The sequence below is a fragment of the Roseovarius sp. MMSF_3359 genome, from assembly GCF_030733385.1.
Lineage (GTDB): Bacteria > Pseudomonadota > Alphaproteobacteria > Rhodobacterales > Rhodobacteraceae > Roseovarius.
Genome location: NZ_JASHJC010000015.1, coordinates 1 through 15672 on the forward strand (window position 1 = coordinate 1; position 15672 = coordinate 15672).

At 53.6% G+C, this 15672-nt stretch carries 12 protein-coding genes; 7 read left to right on the plus strand and 5 right to left on the minus strand.

Annotated features, from left to right (window positions below; translation table 11 throughout):
- Together RBB29_RS18315 and RBB29_RS18320 are read left to right on the plus strand one after the other, a co-directional pair.
- On the plus strand, nucleotides 1-1425 hold a 1425-nt coding region (locus tag RBB29_RS18315; RefSeq protein ID WP_306115999.1), incomplete at its 5' end, for an Ig-like domain-containing protein.
- Nucleotides 1426-1931: 506 nt separating this feature from the next.
- Nucleotides 1932-2534, plus strand: a complete 603-nt coding sequence (locus tag RBB29_RS18320; protein WP_306115998.1) for an acyl-homoserine-lactone synthase — start codon at nucleotides 1932-1934, stop codon at nucleotides 2532-2534.
- Between the two features lie 780 nt (nucleotides 2535-3314).
- On the opposite strand, the gene RBB29_RS18330 is transcribed toward RBB29_RS18320, so the two are convergent.
- Complete coding sequence (locus RBB29_RS18330; RefSeq protein WP_306115997.1) at nucleotides 3315-3740, minus strand: hypothetical protein; 426 nt, start codon at nucleotides 3738-3740, stop codon at nucleotides 3315-3317.
- Between the two features lie 2382 nt (nucleotides 3741-6122).
- Between RBB29_RS18330 and RBB29_RS18335 the strand changes: the two genes are divergently transcribed.
- The 3 genes from RBB29_RS18335 to RBB29_RS18345 all read left to right on the plus strand — a co-directional run bounded on the left by RBB29_RS18335 (nucleotide 6123) and on the right by RBB29_RS18345 (nucleotide 7507).
- Entirely contained in the window at nucleotides 6123-6308 is a 186-nt protein-coding gene (locus tag RBB29_RS18335) for a hypothetical protein (RefSeq protein WP_306115995.1), read from the plus strand.
- A gap of 706 nt (nucleotides 6309-7014) precedes the next feature.
- On the plus strand, nucleotides 7015-7203 hold the full coding sequence (locus RBB29_RS18340) for a hypothetical protein (RefSeq protein ID WP_306115994.1): 189 nt from the start codon (nucleotides 7015-7017) through the stop codon (nucleotides 7201-7203).
- Nucleotides 7204-7321: 118 nt separating this feature from the next.
- Complete coding sequence (locus tag RBB29_RS18345; RefSeq protein WP_306115993.1) at nucleotides 7322-7507, plus strand: hypothetical protein; 186 nt, start codon at nucleotides 7322-7324, stop codon at nucleotides 7505-7507.
- 29 nt (nucleotides 7508-7536) lie between these two features.
- Here the strand turns inward: RBB29_RS18345 and RBB29_RS18350 are convergent, their stop codons facing one another.
- The 4 genes from RBB29_RS18350 to RBB29_RS18365 all read right to left on the minus strand — a co-directional run bounded on the left by RBB29_RS18350 (nucleotide 7537) and on the right by RBB29_RS18365 (nucleotide 11927).
- On the minus strand, nucleotides 7537-8709 hold the full coding sequence (locus RBB29_RS18350) for a site-specific integrase (protein ID WP_306121199.1): 1173 nt from the start codon (nucleotides 8707-8709) through the stop codon (nucleotides 7537-7539).
- A gap of 211 nt (nucleotides 8710-8920) precedes the next feature.
- Entirely contained in the window at nucleotides 8921-9487 is a 567-nt protein-coding gene (locus RBB29_RS18355; protein ID WP_306115992.1) for a TRAP transporter small permease, read from the minus strand.
- Nucleotides 9487-10776 (minus strand): TRAP transporter large permease, encoded by a 1290-nt coding sequence (locus tag RBB29_RS18360; RefSeq protein WP_306115991.1) that lies wholly within the window; start codon nucleotides 10774-10776, stop codon nucleotides 9487-9489. The genes RBB29_RS18355 and RBB29_RS18360 overlap by 1 nt, the downstream gene beginning before the upstream one ends.
- A 110-nt stretch (nucleotides 10777-10886) precedes the next feature.
- Nucleotides 10887-11927, minus strand: a complete 1041-nt coding sequence (locus tag RBB29_RS18365; RefSeq protein WP_306115990.1) for a TRAP transporter substrate-binding protein — start codon at nucleotides 11925-11927, stop codon at nucleotides 10887-10889.
- Between the two features lie 174 nt (nucleotides 11928-12101).
- Between RBB29_RS18365 and RBB29_RS18370 the strand changes: the two genes are divergently transcribed.
- Entirely contained in the window at nucleotides 12102-13565 is a 1464-nt protein-coding gene (locus tag RBB29_RS18370) for a PLP-dependent aminotransferase family protein (RefSeq protein WP_306115989.1), read from the plus strand.
- 925 nt (nucleotides 13566-14490) lie between these two features.
- Nucleotides 14491-15663, plus strand: coding sequence for an epoxide hydrolase family protein (locus RBB29_RS18375; protein WP_306115988.1), 1173 nt, complete (start codon nucleotides 14491-14493; stop codon nucleotides 15661-15663).
- Nucleotides 15664-15672 lie beyond the last annotated feature (9 nt).

Sequence of the window (15672 nt, forward strand, 5' to 3'; positions counted from 1 at the left end):
CATGCGAACTTTGTCGACAACGTGGCCTTCGACGTCTTTGGTGCAGCCTTTGTTGCCGAAGATGGCGATGAAACCGGTATCTGGTGGCGGAACGTGGCGATCAAGACCGAAGGTATCGGATATGGTCACGCCCAAACGAAGTCGGGCGAAGACGTCAACCGCGACGATGTCGGCCGCACCGGCGATGGGTTCTTCTTCAGTGGCCGAATGGTCGAAGCCAGCGAGAATATCGCTGCGAACACGACCCATGGGTTTGTCTGGATGACCCGAACGGCGACGAAGAATCCGGTTGCCGATCACACGGATCAGCCCGGCGCCTTCTATGGCTCCGAGACCGCACGAAGCAACGACCAGGTGCCGATCCAAGGTTTCAGCGACAATGAGGCCTTCGGTACGCAAGTCGGGCTCATCGTTGTCAAGCGTCAGATCCAGCAGAATCACGATGTGCGCACCGTGATGGACGGCTTCGTGAACTGGGAAACGACCGAAGGTGTGCAGTTGACCTATACATCCCACTACACGCTGAAGAATTTCGACCTGATCGGCACAGACAGCGATCAGTTGATTTCCAAGGCGGGAACCGGGTTCGAATTTGGTCCGCACGTGTTTGACCTCGTGCTCAACGGCCTCAGGGTGACGAACTTCGAAACGGGCCTTGATCTGGATCAGCGCGTCAAGAACGCATGGACCGGTGACGATATCGATCACGTTCTGATCGACGTCGATGCCAGCGGCAATGACACCGAAATCGAAGGTTTCAACAAGAACTGGCATACGATCCTGTCGTCTGACGATCTGGTTGAGGGCCGGCTGCAGTTCCAGATGACCGGCGACACCACGATCAGCCTCAACGAAGGTGTAACTTTCGATGGCACCAAGACGGACTCGATTGGCAGCCGGGATCGGCAGTTCGAATCCGATGTTCAGGATATCAGCTTCACCAAGAACATCCTGACGATCCTTCTGGCAGACGGGTATTATGAAACCGAAGATGGTCGGAACATCATGCTGCTCGAAGACCTGATCGCTGATCGCGCAACCGGTGAATTGCTCAAGATCGCGCATGTCATCACCCTCGACATTTCGGATGACCGGTTGCAACGTCTAGGCGTGAGTTCGAACGGGCTGATTGACCTGGACAGTCTCGCACCCGATGCCGAGGACGATCATGTGTCAGTCAACAACGAATCGAGCATCATGATCGACGTGCTGGCCAATGACGCCGACCCCGATGGCGATGTTCTGTCGATCGACGGGTTCACCAATCCGTATAAAGGTGATCTTGTGTTCCAGGACGACGGGACCTTCATCTACACGCCATTTGACGGCTACGAGGGTACCGACACGTTCGATTACTGGACAACGGATGGCAACGGCCACTTCACCCGTGCCACGGTTTCGGTCGACGTGTTCGACATGGTCTGATCTTCCAGGTAGATCTTGAAAGAGAACCAAGCGCCGCCCCGATTGGGGCGGCGTTTTGCATTTTGGGGGCCAAGACTTGGACTGAGCTTCAAAGGACTGCTATCGGACAAGCGCTTATGTATGGGTCAGGCAAATAGTGGCGCAGTTCTAAGGGACTCAAACAGGGCGAGATCAAACAAACCCAGACCAAACCTTGTGAGTTTTCCGGGTGTATTTTGGGTTACGGCAGTCAATCGGGTGCTGAAGCATCTTTCCTAAACAGTTTGAGCGGAGAGCAACGCAATATGTGTGGTAAACCAAGCAGACGACGGAAAGCAGCCTAAACTCAGAGAAGCACAACTACCTCCAATAGAGCTCGTTGGATAAAAGTAAAAATAATACAGAACTAGAACAAATTTTTCACGTTTTTGCCTGAATGTGTAGCTGTACAAACAGCAGGAGATACAACCTTGATTAGGTTTCTTAGTGGCGAGCAGCTTTCATGGTACCCCAATTTGAAGAGAGCCATGCATATTGACAGAGCAACACAGTTCTCAGTGCGTCTTCGCTGGGACGTAACTGTTGATCGAAACGGCGAAGAACACGATGAATATGACTCTCTGGATCCACTCTATGTAATAATAGAAAACTACGAAGGAAAACACGAAGGGTCTTTGAGGTTGCTTCCGACAACGGGAAGAACCATGGTGAACGAGCACTTTCTTGAACTGACAAATGGAGTCAAAATCAGTAGTCCTCACATCTGGGAATGCACAAGATTTTGTATTTCACCAACCGCGGATCGACGAACAGCAGCACGGTTGCTAGCGTCTGGAGCTTTTCTGATGAAGGAATGCTGTATCGATCATTTTGTTGGTGTTTTTGACGACAAGATGGAGCGGGTTTATCGCGCACTTGGAAGCTCGCCCACTGTATTGGGGAGGCGTCAAACAAAAAATGGAAAAATCGGAGTCGGGTTATGGGAATTTAACGAGCCCGAGTATCAGAAAATGCTACAAAGCGCAAAAGTGAGTGAGCCCGAACTGGCCTTTAGTTTCGAGAACAACGGTCTCGTGACGCATAACGTCGCTTTACCAGATACACAACCTCCTGCCGTTGCCAGACTTTAACAAGTAGCGATCGCCTTGACCTCGCTTCTTGATGTAGAAGGTTCCGGAATAGAATCCGTCGGGGATTCTTTCTGCATGTAGTTAATCGCTCAAAGTCAAGGCGGCGTTCAAGAGTTCGCGCTGTTAAGCTATGACTTGGCTGAGTCCGTACCTGCGGCAAACCTACGCCGTTGGCATCCCGGCTTCCTGTTCATTGATCAATCCGATGATCTGCGCTTCCGTGAAACGGCTCTTTCGCATCTGTTTGCTCCTTCATCAGGTTGAGCAAACTCTACATCAGAACGGGGGAAGTTTAGGGGGCAGGTCAAAGCCTTTGAACTCCCTTCGACTAATTGGCAATTTGATTGGTGCCAGGCCAGCGCGGCTGACATGGGGTCGGCTGGGGTTGCAAATAGCGCGCCATGCCCCAATCATACGAAGAGCATGGCGCAGATCGGGCGCAAATGCTCGTTCCGGCATTCCTCGCGAATGCGCCAACTGACTCTCGACGAATGCACTCTTCATTCACTTTTCCAGCGCTAAACAATCTGATCCGACGCTTTTGTGGCGACACCATCTCAAAATGTCATAAAAAACGAAATCGGATACGTTATCGCCAACAACACTTTCTAACTCTGTTGCGAAAACCCTGGGCCTTCGCACCCTCGGTACTTACTTTGACAATCAAATCCGGCCTCATCGTGCCCTCAACATGCTCCCGCCGGTTCCTGAAACCTTATTAGAGAAACCCCAAATTAGTGGTATTGAAACTGGGGGCTAGACAATGTCAAAAAAACCACTTTACACGAAATTCTCCTTACTCTGAAATTCATCAATTGTCTTATACGGCAACTCTAAAGCGTCCAGCGCATCCTTTTCCTTCTCGTATAGCTCAACGCTAATCCCATCATCGAGCTCTGCAAGTTGCTGATACATATGCCCTAAGCCGAATATGAAATCATTTGGACAATAAACCACTGTTCTAGTATTCACATTAGCCTGAGGGGATTGAGAATTAACACTTCTTAGCAGAAACCTCATTTCGTGAAAATCCAGATCGAAATCTAACATACCAGATGTGTCGATCAATTCAGGCCGACCAGGGCGGTAGTGACCACACCCAATGTATGCATGAAAGACCTCAAGGTACTCCGGTACAGTAATCTGGCCGAGCCATTTAGCGTAAAGCAAATCTCGTTCGAGGCATATCTTGAAGGAAATTGGCATGAAAATCTCAGTTTTGGCAGGCAGACACAAATTCTTTCTGGATGTGCTACCAAACTATACCCGACGAGCGATTTAATCAGCAAGAAGAATACTTTGCGAGGTTTTTCCGTTTTCGGATGGCTTACGGCAATTCGGTTCGGTCTGTAGCACGTATCGATGTCAGTCACAGTATAATCTATGTTGCGCTTTGTGCATACATTGAGAGGCATTCGTTTTCCGTCGTCATAGATTTTGGGCCGAGAACTCATTGGATTGAAAGAGGCTCTGGCTGATCTGGCTTGATTGGCCTTGCAAAGCGTTTTCGGTTATCGCCCTCTGGCACCGGAAACCATCATCCCGACGGAACACAGGCCGATCATGCACTAACAATCACATTGGCCCCCTCAGATGGGGCCACTCTGTTTTGTATTGTTCTTGCCTCTGGAAAAGGAACTGGACCTGTCACGCTTTTGTGCCGCCCCAAGTGCTCGTTTAAGCCACTTTCCGTTCAAAGGCGACCGGGCTTTTCCAGCCCAGTGCTGAGCGCCGTCGGCACGGATTGTAGAAGCCGTAGATGCATTGACCGAACTCCAAACATCTCTATCAGGACATCTTACTGATCCAGGTAGATTTGGGATACCCTTTGCGACTTCCTTACAGAAGGAAACTCATTGCCCAAGTCTTTCGCCAAAGCCAATCTCGCTTTTGCTATGAGGTTTTCTGCCTCCGCAAGTTCGTAATTGTCTGCGAATTCTTCGAGGTCATTCAACAACACAAGCGCGTCTTTGTAACTCGTCATACTCTAGCATCCCTTGGAGTTTTGGTCTGTGACGTCCACCACAGACACAGCTTTAGGGACAATTGTTAACAAAACCTGAACGCGCACTTTAACAACATTGAAAAGGGTGAGCCTGTCAGAGTATTCGTTGCGCGCGTTTGCGCGTGGCGCGCTTGATGTCCTTGACGATCTTCTCGCCAGGGCTCTTCGTTGTCTTTCTCATCGTCCACTCCTGAGTGGCTACGATGAGCAACAAACCCTCTCTTAGCAAATCGCCCTATTTGGACCCATAAGCGCTGACGTCAGACAGTTCTTACCAGCAGTTGTAGAGTATCCAAAATTCACTCCTAATTTTCCTAATTCTCTAATGAGCGACGGAATTACATTCTTAATGAAGTGCTAATGATTTCTTAACACGACCCCCAAACCGGATTAACTAGGCGTTATCCCGCCTAAACCAAGCAAGCCGTTGGCTGCCTTGTCGGACTTTTGAGTTGCTGGCTAAAGTCCCATGAAACGGAATTGTCAGCCTCTGGAAAAACCAGGATGTTTCAGTCCTCTTAGTGAACTATTAACCTTAAGTGACCTATTGCTAGCCCTTTAGGCAAGTCTGGCGAGGCGTCATGGAAAAATATGAACTTCTTATTAGAACAATGCATGCAGCAGGGACTGCTCGTGACAAAGGATTGGAGAACATCGCAGAAGCACTTGATATTTGGGTCAAAAGGATATCGGCAATGATCGACGAAGAGATACGATCAAACCACAAAACTTCCCGCGACGGTGTGGCAAGAAGGCTTCCCCGTCGTCTAAGTAAAAGAAAGTGCTAGTTTGCACGTCTTCTGCGGTTCCGAGAACTCTACTTCCAAGTTTGATTTTTGCCTCGTTTTCGCCCACATGCAGGTCAAGTTTTCTCATCGCACCAAATGCACTTAGAAAGCAGCTCACTGGGCCATGGTTCCTGACCGGAACCATTGGGCGCAGGCACAGGGGGTGAATAAAACTGATTGGGACGCCCTTACCTCAGCATGCAGCTTTCTGCTCCTAACGCTAGCTCACTGCTAATTTGACCGCTCGCACCGGAACGTCAGCCTTAGCGCAAACGACCTTTTCATCTGTTGAGGTTTCAAGCCAGACCATCACGTAAAAACGAGAGAGGATCAAACGAAAAACCATCTAAACGGGACGCCTGCTTCACCGAAAATCCGCCGCAGATGACATGAACCAGATAAGCCAGACCCTCTCTTAACTCACGCCGCCATCTTACCCAAAACCACCGGCGACGGACTAGCTCTAGAACTGCCTACTCAAATTCTTGCAGAGTTTCGGGACAATCAAGTGAAACTTCGTTCCAGCATTCAAGCTCTACAGGTCTGAAAGCCGAATTGCTGCTGCGCTGGTTCAAATGTAAAATTCGGGCATTCTTAGATTTGGACCTAATCGAAAACCATCGTTTGAATAGTTGCCACTTAGTAAAGCCGTAATACCTCCCCGGCTACTCGAGAGGTCTCGCATCCTTAATGTAACCATGGCAAAATATATGACGCGGGGTCACTGCAATTCCCCTATAGATTGTGCTCAAGATCAGCTAGTTGGTACGGGAGATTTCGTGGGGAGCAATTCTGATGACCGATCACAAATGGATGATTGATGTACTGGAAGACCTGGAGACGTATGCTGCAAACAATGAGTTAGATTCATTAAAGTGCTTGTTAGGCGAGGCGCGTTTAAAAGCCGAAATCGAATTCAGAGTGTTCAACAGCACGAAAAGACAAGTGCGAAGCTCTTCAACTGCTGCAAAGCTAAATTGAGGCTCAGATCGTGAATTGAAAGCGTATCAGGAACGCCTATCGAGCGGATCTATCTGTGCCAGGACCTCGCGGCCCAATAGGGTGACTATTACTTTTGGACCGCCTTTCATCCCTTCAATTAGTCGAAGCGACAACAAAGAGCGGAAAGCGTCGGTGAACTCTTCAGGAGCGATCACGTTCTCACGTCCTAAGAACGTAAGAAGGTACACTTCGTCACCTGTCAGGCCTTTTGCAATGATATCTGCTGCTCTCTGAGTACTCACGTGCAAATTCTTCGTCGAGAACCTGTTGGCGTAAATACGTGTGATTACCTAGGCTCGGTACGCAAGTGCGCCTAGCGCTCTTAAGCGCGGTTCCTTACATCAGATGACCGCCTTGAGTCGGAGGTCGACAAGATCAGTTGTCAAAACAAGCTAGCTATTAACAGCGCAAAACTTCGAAGCAGCATAGCGACGGACATTATTACAGCACTCAAAACCGCTAACCTCGGCTAGCTTTTCAAGAGTGGAAGGTTTGCGATAGTCGTTTGTAGGAAACAAAGTTAACCCTCGTTAGCGATTTCAAGGAAGTTCCGGCCGGCTTAACAAAATTTGAGCGGGATAACGCCGAGTTTATCTATCGTGGTTCTAGGTCAACGGTTCATTAGCATTCTATTAATAATGTTGACTCATTAAAGTTAAAGAAATTGCAAAAGCAGGAGTAAAACATGGACACGAATGAGCTGCTCGTACGAACCATGAATGCCGCCAAAGAGGCCCGCGAAAGAGGTTTTGACAATACTGCCAGTGCTCTTGATGAAATAGTGGAAAGCTTGCTGGAATTATTGAATTCAAGAACCCAATCAGTGGGTGAAAAGCGAGCAAACATCGGTCTGGGCTTCCTCCATCTTCACTAAGAGCGGTTTTGGATGTTCTCTATCGCGAAGCGGAAATTTATCTCCTGTTAATCATAATCCCCAAGGTTGTGTTGTGCGGTGGGAATCACTCATGAACACGCCTTAGGGATGCAAAAGAATGACGAACTACAAAGATGCACTTGTTCTGATGAACGACCTCGAAGAATTCGCCGAAACTCACAGATTCCCCGAAGCCGAAAACCTGATTGCAAAGGCCAGGATGGCTTTGGAGAAAGACATAGGCGGCATGTTCCCTCCTGTTCGAAAATCACCTAGGACATCGCGGATTTATTTAATCCAGTAAAGCAAAGAAAGCATTCCAGCCGAAACCTGTTACTCCTTCGACATCTTCCGAGCCATTACTTCCGCCGCTTCGCGCAGTGGATCATCTGCCAGATGGGCATATCGTTGCGTGGTTGATGGGTTTGTATGTCCGAGCAGTCGACCGACAATGGGAAGACTCAATCCGCTTGAGACCAAATGAGACGCATGAGTGTGGCGGTTGTCATGAATACGGTAGTCCGCAAGCTCTGCTGTTTTTGTAACCGAGCGCCAAAACGCCTTCAGGTCTCTGTAGGGCTGATCTGGAGAACGTCCAGGAAATAGAAATCTGCTGTACGAGAACGACTCTGCGTGCATCCTTGTGAGCAACTCAATTGAAGCACGTGACAATGGCAGATGTTCGGTGCGCTTCTGCTTTGTGTGATGCGACGGTTTTATCCAGACTCCACGATCGAGAGCAAAATCTTCCCAAGTGGAAGATAGAACTTCTCCGATCCGCGCCCCTGTCAGCAACTGCAATCGAATCGCATTTGCAGCAATCTGGTTTGGGTGATCTGACAAGGCCTTCATCAGCCTGTTCAGTTCGTCATCGGACAGCCAACGTTGACGCTTTTCTTCTGCAAATTTCTCCACTCCCCGGGCCGGGTTGTCTTTGCGCATACCCCATCGAATCGAGAGCTCAAATGTTTTGGACAGTAAAGCCAGCGTTCGGTTAGCCTGGTATGGAGTTTGAGCCATTCTGTTGTGCAATCGCTGAACATCTTTGTAGGTAACCTCGAAAACACGGAGGTGCCCCAAATGCGGAATGACATAACGATCCAACATTGAGCGATCGTTTCGAACGCTCGCAGGACGCTTCTTAGGAACGGCATGTTCTGCCAAGTACTGCTCCGCTAGGTCCGCTACAGACGGAGACTGGCGAAGGAACTGAGCATCCGCAACCGGGTCACCGCCTCGCACAACATCAGCAAGCATTCCGCGCGCAATTTCCCGAGCATCGTTGAGCGACATGGTTGGTCCATATTGACCAATCGTCTTGCGCTTAGATCGTCCAGTCTGTCGATTGCGGTACTGCACGACGAAGCTTTTCACTCCGGTTGATTTAACCCGCAACCCAAATCTCGGCAAACCCCGATCCCAATAGATCACATCTCGGTTTCCGGGCTGAGTTCGATCTATTCTGGTTTTCGTGAGCTGCGTTTTGGGCATGATCAAATTATGCATCTATCGACTAGGTAAGCAATAAGTAAGCAAATTTTGGAGAGCTTACACGAAATTTATCGAAGCAAAAGAAGCATCAAACAATTAAATTATATATTATATAAGAAGAAAATAGAGGTACGCTGCAGTACAAAGAAGTAACACTGTAAGACTTCTAATCAGCAGGCTGAGGGTTCGAGTCCTTCCGGGATCGCCAACAAATACAACGCTTTGCCTAGTCGGAATGCGCGTCAATATCCTTGGCTTGTTGATAGTTTCCGGATCGCAAGCGGAAGGTGTCTTCGATGATCGAGGCGAGAGCGGCAACGCTGACGAGGAAGCCCGAGATCGGCACGATCGCGATAGCGTATTTCTTGGGCATGTAGTTCGGCTTGAAGACAAGACCGCCATCCTCCCACGCGAAGTACCACATCTCCCAGTATTTGCCGCCCATGGTGGCCACTGCCTCCAGGCCATAGACAATCATCACGATGCCGAGGCCGAAAATGACCAGCGACCAGAATTGCTGGATCGCAAAAGCAGCCTTCAGTGGCAGCCAGGAATAGATCAGGTCAAGCGCGATGTGATCGCGGTCGCGCACCGTCAGGGCAAGGGCGAAGAAGACCAGCCAGATATTGCTCAGCACGGTCAGGAGGTCGCCCCAAACCGGCGGATTCTCAAAGACGTAACGCATCACAACCGAATAGACCGTGAAGGCCACCATCAGCAGGAGCAGCACGGCGCAGAACGCAGTCAGGGTGCGCTTGACCATGCGGTCGATGAAGATGACAGCGCCGCGCATCAGTTCGAAAACCCGAAGGCGCGCGGCAGGAACATGGTGATGTCCGGCACCACGATCAGAACGAAAAGCAGGGCAAAGAGGGCCAGCAGATAGGGCAGCATGGCAAGGGCGACCTTTTCAAGCCGCACCTCGGCAATCGCCCCGGCGGTAAAGAAGGCGACGCCCACCGGCGGGGTGACCGACCCGATCAGGAAGCCCACGACCACGACAAGGGCTGCCTGCACATCCGGGTATCCGGCCTTGACCATCACGTCCACGAGGACCGGCCCGACAACGATGATGTTTGCAGCGGAGTCCATCACCATGCCGAGCAGGCAGATGAAAAGGACAAGCACGAGGGCGAAAACAAGCGGGCTGTAGGTATAGCTGAGCAACCAGGTCTCGAGTTGGCTGATCGCCCCGAGCGAGGTCAAAAGCCAGCTAAACGGCCCCGACGCCGCGATGATGATGAACACCATGGCCGAGTTGCGGAAGGCCCGCACAAAGGCGCTTTTGCAGTTGGTCCAGGTGATCGTGCGGTAGATGAAAAGCCCCACGAAAAGCGCGATGGTGGCAGTGAGCGCGCCCGCCTCGACAACGCCCGCGATGCCAAAGACCACGGAACCGACCAGCACGATGGGAATGAGGAGCGCGAAGGAGGATTTATAGCCGACAATGGCGATGGCCTTGAGGCTGAACGGTTCCTCGCTGCGTTCGAAATTGTTCCGCCGCGCGATGATATAGTTGATGATCATGAGCAGCACGCCGATCATGATCCCCGGCACGATGCCACCGGCGAAGAGCGCCCCGACCGAAATGCCCCCGGCATTAGCCAGCACGATCATCATGATCGAGGGTGGTATGATGCCGCCGATAGTCGAGCTTACGGCAGTGATCGCCGCCGCGAAGGCCGCGGGGTATCCTGACCGTTTCATCGCCGGAACCAGAAGCGAGCCAACCGTTGCCGTATCGGCCACGACCGAGCCGTTCATGCCCGCGAAGAACATGCTGACCAGGACATTGGCCTGCGCCATGGAACCCCGCATCCGCCCGATCAGGCGCTGGCTCAACTCGACGAGGCGGTCGGTGATGGTGGCACTGGTCATCAATTCGCCGGTGAGCATGAAGAAGGGGATCGCCGTCAGGGGAACCGAGTCGATCGCGCTGAACATCTGGCTCGGGATCAGGATCATCGGCGCGGCATCGGTTATCAGGATATAGGCCACCGGGATCAGGATCATGGTGAACCCGACCGGTGCGCCCAGCATGATCAGCACCACCAGAATGACCAGAAGCAAAACGCTTTCCATAAGGGGTTCGTCCTATTCGTCTTTCAGGCGGGCCGCTTCGTTTCCGATATGGCAGGTGGCGCAGCAGGACCCCGCGCCACCTCTGTTAAATTCAAGAATATCGCCAGGCTTCAGAGCGCGCCAGCTTCCTCAAGCTGCGCGATGAAACCGGTCATGCCCTGTTCCTCAAGCACGCGGCGGGCGGTGTCGGGATCATAGGTGCCTTTGGCGTTCAACCAGGCATCAATTGCCCCTGCGCGCCACTGCACCAGCTCTTCCTCGGTCGGCACATACCATTCCTCGATCTCGGCCTTGATCGCGGTTTCGCCGGCCTCGACCCAGGCGCGGTCAAGTTCCTGAACCTTTTGGCCGAATGCCTGCGCGGCGGTGTGCAGCCATTCCTTCTCCTGATCGGTCAGGGCGTCATATTGGCGCTTGTCCATCGAAAGCTGATTGCCGGACCACGATCCGCCGATTTCGGTGAAGTACTTCGCCACCTCGTGCAGCTTGGCGACATGCTGCCAGGGCGTGGCCACGTACTGGCCCGACACGACACCTGTTTGCAGCCCCTGGTAAAGCTGCGACCAGTCATAGGGCACTGGGACCGCGCCCCAGTTCTTGACCAGCGTGTATTCAATCGGGCTCTTGGTCACGCGCCATTTGATGCCCTCCATGTCCGACGGCACATGCACGGGGCCATGGGCGTTGCCCAGTTGACGGAAACCGCCGCTGGAATAGACGGTCAGGCAGACATGTCCGGCCTCTTCCGCGGCAATGTCACACTGTTTCTTGGCCAGCCATTCCGACGAGATGCGGTCCGCATCCTCGATACTCTTGAAGATGTAAGGCAGGTCGAAAATGGCGAGGGACGTGCCGAAATTGCCGAAATTTGCGGTCGAACTGGTCCAGAGCGCGATCAGGCCCTGATTGGCCTGCTCGCCACAAGATTGCTCGCTGCAGAGCGACTTGCGGTAATGCGGCTCGATCGTGAGTTGACCGCCCGACACTTCCTCAAGGGTCGGGATCAGGGCCTGGTCAATGGCATCGCCGATCGGCATGCCCAGAAAGCCTACCGTCCCGAGTTTGAGCACCTTTTCGGCCGCGGCGGGGTGCGCGAAAAGCGCCGTCGCCGATGCGATACAAAGAGCCGTGCATATGGATTTCATCCTCATTGATCTCATCTCCCGTTTATTATGTTTTGCTTGGCATCATCTTTCACCGCGCCCTGTGCCGATGAAAGTGACAGATGACTCGAAAGAAGGGGACAGATAGGGTTGCATCTGACACCCCGTACCGGAACGCGGTAGGCTGGCAAGGAGATGAGCCGTGCCCCGAGGAGGCTTCTGTTGAGTTCGACCACGCCGCGATTCCTGGCACTGCCCGAAAGCTCCAACCTCAGCTTGCGCGATCAGATCTGTGAAGTGGTGAGCGCCGCGATCATGTCCCAATCGCTCGCCTATGACCGGCCGCTGCCATCGTGCCGGGACTTGGCAGAACAGTTCGGCGTGTCGCGCAACACGGTCTTTGCGGCCTATAACCGGCTGATAGATCTTGATTTTCTGGTCTCACGCGACCGGTCCGGCTATTTCGTCAACCCGCAGATGGCGCAGGTGCAGAAACCGCCGAAGGACAAAGATCTGGCAGCCCGAGACGCGATCCCCTGCCCCGTCAGTTTTCCGCAAAATGACCTGATGCCCGTGGTCAATCCGCTGGACTGGAACGCCTATCCCTATCCCTTCATCTATAATCAGATCGACCCTGACCTCTTTCCCGTCGACGGTTGGCGCGAATGCACCCGGCAGGCGCTCGGACGCAAGAAAATGCCCGCCTGGGCTAGCGACTCCGTCGAGAGCGATAGCCCGCACCTCGTGCAGCAACTGCGCCAACGGCTGCTGAACACCCGCGGCATTTATGCCGAAGACGACGAAATCCTGATAACGTTGGGGTCGCAAAACGCGCTCTTTATCCTTGGTACGATCTTTGCCCCGTCCCGAAGGCCCATCGCGCTTGAAGACCCCGGTTTTTTCGGCGCCCGCAACGCCTTTCGCATGGCCGGGTCCGAGCTGGTCGGTGTACCGATTGACGACAATGGCATCATCCCCTCGGCGATCCCGACCGCGTGCCAGCTGGTTTTCACAACGCCCAGCCATCAATTTCCGACCATGGTGACCATGAGCCCGCAACGCCGGGAGGAGTTGCTCGAGACCGCTGTGAAAAACGATTTCCTGATCATCGAGGACGATTACGAGGCCGAGATGAACTACGTCGCCAAATCGTCGCCGTCGATGATGTCGATGGATCGGACCGGTCGTGTGATCTATGTCGGCAGCCTGTCAAAGACCGTATCGCCAGGTATTCGCCTGGGCTTCATCGTCGCGCATCGCGACATCATCCGCGAGGCGCGCATCGCCAGGGGTGTGATGATGCGCCACCCGCCGACCATCGTACAGGAAATCGTCGCACTTTTCTTTCAACTCGGACATTACGACGCGCATCTGCGCAACATCGAGCGGCGGTATCAGAAACGCTGGCATGCCATGGACGAGGCGCTGTCGAAACATCTGGGAATGCTGCAACGCACCCGGTCGGTGGGGGGCACGTCATTCTGGCTGACCGGTCCGGAGGGTTTCGATGCATCGGACCTGAAGGAGAAGTTGAGGCCCAAGGGGGTGCTGATTGATCGGGGGCAGGATTATTACCTGAACTATAATGACAAACGCAGTTTCCGGCTCGGCTTCGCCTATGTCCCCGTCTCCAAACTTGAAAAAGGGGTCAAGGTGATCGCCGAAGAAGTTCGTTCATTGCTGTAGGTTGCAACTTCGCGGACGAACCGGACATCCAATAACGAGCCGCGCGATGGCCAGACCGCGGGGTGGCGATCAACCGTTTTCAGATGCACTTTATCTTTGCCAAGTCCGAAAGACCCCAATTCGGTGCGCAACCCCTCCAAATCGCCAGCCCGTGCGGACGGTCTGGCGATCGCGCGGCGGCCTCCGGCCTTGATTCCGTGCGGGGTTTGAATTCGAACGTCCGCTTTGGGCTCAAAGCGGTCATCTGACGCAAATAGTTGGTCAATTTCGCACTAAATGGCGGCTAAGCGGACAAAGCAGTCTTTCGGCCATCAATGAAACAGAGGGCATCGCCCGACTGCGGGTGGGCGCACCCAGGTGGTTCATCGCACTTTATGGTGACGTATACCTCCCACAATCGTTCGGATTGAAACGGCGACGAAGCGCCCGCCCATGGGGCGGTCGGGCGCTGCCCGGCGGTGCTGCGCACCTCGATTCCGAGCTGGAGCAATGTCCGCTTTGAGCTCGAAGCGAACTTAGACCGTTCTGCGAACAAATTTGAACCTATAGTGGACATAGCCGTCACTCTTAAATTGAAAATATGCCGAGCATTGACGACGCGCGCGGTGGCGATCCGACGTTTGTAGCCGGCTCTTTATCCCTGCCGCACCGAAAACCATCAAAGTATTGCAAAGACCTAACCCAATCGCCGCCGCGTGGAGGCGCGTCGTCGATGCGCGGCGGGCTTCGCCCTTGATTCCGCGCCTGGTTCAAACTCGAACGTCCGCATTGGGGCTGATTCAGGCATCCATAGGCCAGTTCAATTTCCATCTGTCCTTTCGAAATGCCACGCCTGTCTCTCGTGATCCCGTCTTAATTGCAGTTATCTGAACGCCGAGACAACCCGCACCGCGACGTCCAGCATCAAACTCAGGGAACCGGCCATTTGAAGGACCGTATCGACACCAACCCGAATGTGACGCCGTTCAGTGTCCACATCACCGATGACGAGCTGGACCGGATCCTGAGCCGGGTCGCCGACTATCCCTGGCACGAGATGCCCGATGATGGTGGTTGGGACTACGGGACCAACATGGCCTATATGAAAGAACTTTGCGCCTACTGGGTCGATGGCTTTGACTGGCGCGCGCAGGAAGCCCGGATAAATGCGTTCTCGCATTTCAAGGCGCCTGTGCAGGGCATTGACATGCACTTCATCCATGAAGAAGGCAGCGGCCCAAACCCGATGCCGCTGATGATCAGCCACGGTTGGCCCGGGTCGGTTGCCGAGTTTTTTGACCTCATCGAACCCCTGGCCCATCCCGAACGCTTTGGCGGCGACGCAAATGACGCCTTCACGGTCATCGCCCCCTCCCTGCCCGGTTTCGGATTTTCCGGGCGGCCGCCGCGCCCCTATGGGCCGCGAAAAATGGCGTCGGTCATTAACTCCCTGATGACCGACGCCCTGGGCTTTAACGGCTACCTGGCGCAGGGCGGGGATTGGGGCGGCGCGATCTGCTCATGGCTGGGTTTCGATCACGCCCCTCACTGCGCGGCCATCCACATCAATGTGCTGACCATGCGCCACCCGGACGGCCCGCAGACACCCGATGAGGTGGCCTGGGCGGCCCAATTCGACCGCGATCAGATCATGCAGAACGGCTATCGCACGCAGCAGGCAACCCGCCCCCAGACCTTGAGCTATGCGATGATGGACAGCCCCGTCGGCATCGCCGCCTGGCTGATCGAGAAGTTCCATGATTGGTCGGATGTCCCGGTGGGCGGCATCGAAGAGGCGCATTCCAAGGATGATCTTCTGACCAACATCATGATCTACATTACCACGCGGACCTTCAACACCGCCTCGTGGATCTACTATGGCCGCCGCGAGGAAGGCGGGCGCATCCTGTCGCCCGAGGGCCGCCGCGTCGAAGTGCCGACCGGTTGCGCGGTCTTTCCGGCAGAAATGCTGAACTGGCCGCCGCGGAGTTACGCGGAGCGGATCTACAACGTCCAGCAGTGGACGGAGATGCCGCGGGGCGGCCATTTCGCGGCGATGGAAGAACCCGAGATGCTGCTTGACGACATCCGCCGCTTTGCCCGAATGCTGCGGTCCTGATCTCCGAAA